The organism is Streptomyces sp. MK37H, assembly GCF_018035285.1.
GTDB classification, from domain to species: domain Bacteria; phylum Actinomycetota; class Actinomycetes; order Streptomycetales; family Streptomycetaceae; genus Streptomyces; species Streptomyces endocoffeicus.
Genome location: NZ_JAAAYH010000488.1, coordinates 1 through 6386, shown reverse-complemented (window position 1 = coordinate 6386; position 6386 = coordinate 1). Strand labels below are relative to the sequence as shown.

Annotated in this window: 5 protein-coding genes; 2 read left to right on the top strand and 3 right to left on the bottom strand. The window is 68.6% G+C overall.

The features are described from left to right. The 3 genes from GWI24_RS38590 to GWI24_RS38580 form a co-directional block, all read right to left on the bottom strand. A partial coding sequence (locus GWI24_RS38590) for a type I polyketide synthase (RefSeq protein WP_247617487.1) occupies positions 1–1812 on the bottom strand: 1812 nt, incomplete at its 3' end. A 262-nt stretch (positions 1813–2074) separates the two neighbouring features. Further along, positions 2075–2281, bottom strand: a complete 207-nt coding sequence (locus GWI24_RS38585; RefSeq protein ID WP_210950698.1) for a ferredoxin — start codon at positions 2279–2281, stop codon at positions 2075–2077. A gap of 130 nt (positions 2282–2411) precedes the next feature. Next, the gene (locus GWI24_RS38580; RefSeq protein ID WP_247617486.1) at positions 2412–3503 is read right to left on the bottom strand and encodes a cytochrome P450; all 1092 of its coding nucleotides are present in this window, start codon (positions 3501–3503) and stop codon (positions 2412–2414) included. A gap of 471 nt (positions 3504–3974) precedes the next feature. On the opposite strand from GWI24_RS38580, the gene GWI24_RS38575 reads away from it, so the two are divergent. Then, positions 3975–5189 (top strand): cytochrome P450, encoded by a 1215-nt coding sequence (locus GWI24_RS38575; protein ID WP_210950696.1) that lies wholly within the window; start codon positions 3975–3977, stop codon positions 5187–5189. Between the two features lie 82 nt (positions 5190–5271). Then, complete coding sequence (locus tag GWI24_RS38570) at positions 5272–5943, top strand: TetR/AcrR family transcriptional regulator (RefSeq protein WP_210950695.1); 672 nt, start codon at positions 5272–5274, stop codon at positions 5941–5943. The last annotated feature ends 443 nt before the right edge of the window (positions 5944–6386 follow it).

Here is a 6386-nt window from a genome sequence, read left to right as displayed (position 1 = left end):
GATCGCCTCCGCGAACACCGGCGAGGACTCCAACAACCCCACCGCCATACCCACCCACTGCGCCCCCTGCCCCGGGAACACGAACACCGAACGACCGGGCGTTTCGGCGTCCTTCCCCCACACCACACCGGGGAGCTTGGCGCCCTCGGCCACCGCCGCCAGGCGCTCGAGGAGTTCCTCACGGCCGGACCCGGTCACCACGGCGCGCTGCTCGAACGCGTACCTGGTCGTGGCCAGCGAGAGCGCCACATCGGCGGCGCCCAGCTCCGCACGCTCGGCCACGAACTCCCGCAACCGCCCGGCCTGCTCCCGCAACGCGGCGTCGGTCTTGCCCGACACCACCCACGCCACCGGGCCCGCGATACCCGCGACACCACCGTCAGCGGGCTCCTCGGCCTCAACCTCGGCCGCCTCGGCCTCCGGAGCCTGCTCCAGGATCACATGCGCGTTCGTCCCGCTCACACCGAACGACGACACACCGGCCCTGCGGGGCTCACCCGTCTCCGGCCACGGGGTCGACTCGGTCAGCAGCTCGATCTCGCCCTCGGACCAGTCCACATGGCTCGACGGGGCGTCGACGTGCAGTGTCTTCGGCAGAACGCCGTGCCGCATCGCCATCACCATCTTGATGACGCCCGCGACACCGGCGGCGGCCTGTGTGTGGCCGAGGTTCGACTTCAGCGAGCCCAGCCACAGCGGCCGCCCCTCCGGCCGGTCCTGCCCGTACGTGGCCAGCAGTGCCTGCGCCTCGATCGGGTCGCCCAGCGTGGTACCGGTACCGTGCGCCTCGACCGCGTCGATCTGACCGGGAGTCAGCTCGCAGTTTTCCAGGGCCTGCCGGATGACGCGGCGCTGTGACGGGCCGTTGGGGGCCGTCAGACCGTTGCTCGCGCCGTCCTGGTTCACGGCGGAGCCGCGTACCACCGCCAGGATCTGGTGCCCGTTGCGCCGGGCGTCGGACAGCCGCTCCACCAGCAGCACACCGATGCCCTCGGACCAGGTGGTGCCGTCGGCTCCGTCGGCGAACGCCTTGCACCGGCCGTCGGCGGCCAGTCCGCGCTGGCGGCTGAAGGTGACGAAGCCCTTGGGGCTCACCATGACCGTCGCACCGCCGACCAGCGCCATGGAGCACTCGCCCTGGCGCAGCGCCTGCGCGGCCAGGTGCAGGGCGACCAGCGCCGAGGAGCAGGCGGTGTCCACGGTCAGCGCGGGACCTTCGAAGCCGAAGGTGTAGGAGACCCGACCCGAGGCGATGCTGGTGGTGGCGCCGTTGTGGAGGTACGGCTCGATCTCGTCCGGGATCTGCGCGGCCTCGGAGGCGTAGGTGGTGTGCATGGCGCCGGTGAAGACGCCTGTCTGGCTGCCACGCAGCGACGCGGGGTCGATGCCCGCCCGCTCCATGACCTCCCACGACGTCTCCAGCAACAGCCGCTGCTGCGGGTCCATGGCCAGGGCCTCGCGGGGCGAGATGCCGAAGAACGCGGAGTCGAATTGGTCCGCGTCGTGAAGGAAGCCGCCTTCGCGAACGTAACTGGTACCCGGATGCTCCGGATCCGGATTGTAGATCCCCTCCACGTCCCAGCCGCGGTTTGTCGGGAAGGGCGAGATGGCGTCCGCTCCATCGGCGACCAGGCGCCACAGCGCCTCCGGGGAATTCACTCCACCCGGAAATCGGCAGGCCATACCGATGATGGCAATGGGTTCGGTTGCCGAGCTGATCAGCTGGCGGTTCTGACGCCGGAGCCGCTCGATTTCCTTGAACGACTTGCGCAGCGCTTCAACGGCTTTGTTCTGGTTGGATGCATCAGGCATCAGAAACTCCACACTTAACGCGTCGTTCGCTGGAAGAGCGCAACGGCCCTGAAAGTTATGAAAACACGCATTGCCAGACGGACACCGGCCACACTAGCCCCGGTCCCGTAAGGGAAACCCTAGAAACCCACCCAGGCATGGTTGACAACCCCGGACGATGTTCCGGGGGATTTGGTTTCGTAGCGTTTCACCAGCCGTGTGATCCTTGCCACGGTTGCGTTCTCCGCCGCTATTCGCGCCCCCGAAATTTCACGCGCTGTTTTCACGCGCCAGGTTCTTCTTCGAGGCGGATCGCACCGGTTGGGCAGCGGGATACGACCTCACGCAGAACGTCCAGCCGTCCGGCGTCGGGCTGTGCGTCGAGCAGCACGACGGAGCCGTCCTCGTCACTCTGGTCGAACAGGTCAGGTGCGATCAGCGCGCACTGGCCCGCCGCACAGCACACCTCACGGTCGGCGGTGATCCTCATCGGGTCTCAGTCCTACCTTGTTGTTCGGGATGGCCGACATGTCCACGTCTTGTGGGCCCTCTTGCGTGACGGTGACGGACGGTGGGAGAACTCCCCACCGCCCGTCGCATTCACCGCTTGTACATCTCGATCAGTCGTCCCAGGTGACGGGGAGCGACCTGGGGCCGTAGTGCACGAAGTCGTCGCGCATCTGGATCTCATCGCTCGGCACGGCCAGCCGCAGCGTGGGGAACCTGTCGAACAGGGCCTCGTAGCCGACGCGCAGGATCGTGCGGGCGAGGTGCTGGCCGAGACACTGGTGGACGCCGTGGCCGAGCCCCAGGTGCCCGTGGTCCGTACGGCCGATGTCCAGCTGATCGGGGTTCTCGTAGCGCTCGGGGTCGCGGTTGACGGCGGGGAGGGCGACGGTGACCACCTCGCCCTTCTTGATGGTCTGACCGGCGAACTCGACGTCTTCGAGCGCCCACCGGCTGGCCCCGAGGTGGGAGATGGTGAGGAAGCGGAGGAGCTCCTCGACGGCGGCCCCCATGAGCTCCGGGTCCTCCTGGAGCTTGGCCAGTTGATCGGGGTGCTCGAGCAGGGTGTAGACGCCCATGGCGAGCATGTTGCCCGTGGTGTCGAAGGCCCCGGTGATCAACGTGGCGGTCATGCCCATGAGTTCTTGCTCGGTGAGCTGCCCGCCGCGGATCAGGTCTCCGAGGATGTCGTCCCGGGGGTCGTCCATCCGGGTGGGGACGAAGCGGGCCAGGAACCCACTCATCCCGGACACGGCGGCAAGCGCCTCGGGAACGGTGGAGGAGAGCCGGCCGAGTGTCTCCACATGACGCTGGAGGCTCTTCCGCTCCGATTCGGGGACGCCGATCATCTCGCACATCACCCGGGACGGAACGGATTCGGTGAAGACCTCCACCAGATCGGCGCCCGGACCGGCCTTTTCCAGATCGTCGAGCTGCTCGTGCACGATTCGCTCGATCATGGGGGCGAGCTGACGCGTGCGCCGGACCGTGAAAAAGCCGGTGACCAGCTTGCGATACTTGCTGTGGACCGGGTCGTCCGTCTTCGCAAAGGCGCCCGGATCGGCCGGACCGTCGTACGCCAGCTCCGTGGGAACGGGGGAGATTATCCCTTCCTGGCGCGCGCTGAAGCTCTTATGGGTGAGCAGTTCCTTCGCTTCGGCATGGCGGGTGATGAGCCACCCGGGCGTGCCGCCCGGATAACTCATGCGCGTTATCCGCTCCTGCTCGCGCAGGGAGGTGTAGCCATCCGGAGGGTCGAAGGGGCAGCTCCGCTTGGTAGGCAGTGACACAGGGGGGTGCGGGGCGTCGACCAAGACTCCTCCATCGATTCACAATCCATGCATCGAGGTCGTCGGCGGCTACACCGGCTGGCTCGATCTCGATGCTAGCTTCGCCGTCGGCCCGAAAGCGCACCAAAAGGCCCCCGCAGGCAAGTTCTGCAAATTTCCTTAGACAAAGGCGGGAGCTGTTGACCCCGTGCGCGCGGGTGCACTCACCGCGCCGGCCGCGACGTCTGAGCGTGGCGGTCCCACACGCCTCCCTACCCCGGATGCGCCGCGCCCAACCACACCTGTTGGCTGTCGGTCGAATGTCGGCCACCTCTTCTAAGCCGATTGTCTTAATAAGACGATCGACTTACGGTGATCACAGATCCCCGACACCGGAGGAGTCCCCCCATGACGCAAGCCATCCCCGACTACCCCTTCGAGCAGCCGAACGCGCTGGAGCCACCGCGGGAGTGGGTTGAGACGCGGGCCACATGCCCCGTCGCGCACGTACGGATGCCCAGTGGGGATGTGGTCGGTCTGCTGACCGGGTACGAGGAGGTCCGTGGGCTGCTGACCGACCCGCGGTTCAGCCGCAATCTCGCCCGCGAGGGCGCCGCGCGCATGTCGACCACCGAGGACGGGGGGACGTTCAGCCGACCCTCCCAGGGTGACGCCGACATCAAGGAGGGCCCGGGACACCGGAGGTGGCGACGGCTGCTCAGCCGGGCGTTCACGGTCAAGAAGATGGAGGCGTGGCGCCCACGTGTCCAGCAGATGGCCGACGGGTTGGCGGATGCCATGGTGGCCGAGGGGTCACCCGCGGATCTCCGTGCGGCACTGGCCCTCCCTCTTCCCGTGCGGGTCATCTGCGCGCTGCTGGGCGCGCCGAGCGAGGACCAGGACAAGTTCGCGCGCTGGTCAGAAACCCTGCTGACGTTGACGCGCTACACCCAGGCCGAAGTGGACGACGCGCAAGCGGAGTTCCGCGCGTACGCATCCGATCTCGTGGAGCGCAAGCGGGCGCGGCCGGGTGATGACCTGCTCAGTGAGCTGACCCAGATCACCGACAGCCAGGACGGCCGGCTCAGCCACGACGAACTCATCGCCACCGTGGTCGGTCTCCTGCTCGCGGGGCACGAGACCACCTCGAACATGATCCTCAAGATGACGGCGATGCTGCTGTCGGAGCGGGAGCGCTACGAAACCGTGGTCGCCGATCCCGGCTTGGTACCGGGAGTGGTCGAGGAAGCCCTGCGGATGGACGCCCTCGGCGGGGTGGGCATCCCCCGGTTCATCACCGAGGACACGGAGGTCAACGGGGTGCCGGTGGGCGCGGGGAGCACCTTGTTCGTCAATCTGCACGCCGCCAACCGGGACGAGCGCAAGTTCCCCGACCCCGACCGGTTCGATCCGCGCCGGGAGAACGGCGCCCAGCACGTCGCCTTCGGTGCCGGACCGCATTTCTGTGTCGGTCAGACGCTGGCCCGGGTGGAACTCCAGGTGTGCCTGGCCACCCTCGTCAGGCACCTGCCCGAACTGCGGCTGCGGGACACCCCGGAAGACCTCCGCGTGCGCGAGGGGATCTCGGCGGGCGGGTTCGAGGACCTGTGGGTCACATGGTGACGGTCCGCGGCGGCGCGGTGAGCGAGCGGAGCCGTCCGTCGGCGGCCGGAGCATGGCCGGTCGGTGCCATTAGCCTGACGGGATGACTCCTCCCGGCCCGGCCGCCCCGCCGTCTCCACGCTCCGCGCTCGCGCGGGACAAGCTGATGCGCACCGCCGAGCGGCTCTACGCCGAGCGGGGCTTCGCGAACGTCTCGGTCCGGCAGATCAGCGAGGCGGCCGGCCAGCGCAACAACTCAGCGGTGCAGTACCACTTCGAGAGCCGTGACGGGCTCATCAAGACGATTCTGTCGAGCCACACCCGTCTGGTCGAGAAACACCGCATCGCGATGGTGGAGGCGCTGCGCGGGCAGGAGACCGTGTCCCTGGAGGAGCACTACAGCTGCCTGATCCTGCCGACCGTCGAGAACCACATCGAAGCGGGCACGCCCACGTGGTGTGCCCGCTTCTTCGCCCAGGCCCTCGTCGAACCCGCACTCCGTGACTACGTCCTGCGGGACCATCTGGACACTCCTTCGCTCCGCGTCCTGGACGAGATCGGTGCCATCCGCCGGGACGGCATCCGCCCCGAACTCATCGCCCGGCACGGCACCATGGTGCGCCAGCTCTCCGTCCACGCCTTCGCCGAGCTGGAATACGACCTGGCGAACGGCCGCATCGACCGTGCCACGGCGGAGGACTCCTGGCGGGCACTGGGCCAGGACCTGATCAAGGCACTGTGCGGACTCACCACCGCCCTGCTCGGCCCCCTGTGACCGCGGGGCCTCCCCACGCTCCTGGAGACGCTGGGAAGACACGGGGGTGACGTCTTCGTCATGCCCGTGCTGCCACCCTCGTCGGGGAGTGTCAGCGGGACGCCACGTTCCTGTCGGCACCGACATGCGTGGAAGGGGTTCCGTCCGATGCCACCGCCGAAGGCTCTCGCCCTGCGGCCCAGGGTGTCGAAGACGGTACCGGCCCCCGCACAGGATCGGCCGGAGGTACGCGCCCCCGGGCGCCCAGAGGTACGCGACCCCGGGCGGCCCCAGGTGCCCCTGTCCAACGCGGCGGTGACGGCCGCCCTGTCCGGCGGACGCGGACCCGCGGCGCCCCCGGCCTCCTCCACCCGGTTGCGGCCCGCCGGGCAGGACACGGTCGGCAATGGCGCGGTCGCGGCGGCCCGCCGTACCGAGACCGCCCCCCATCAGCAGCCGCCCAC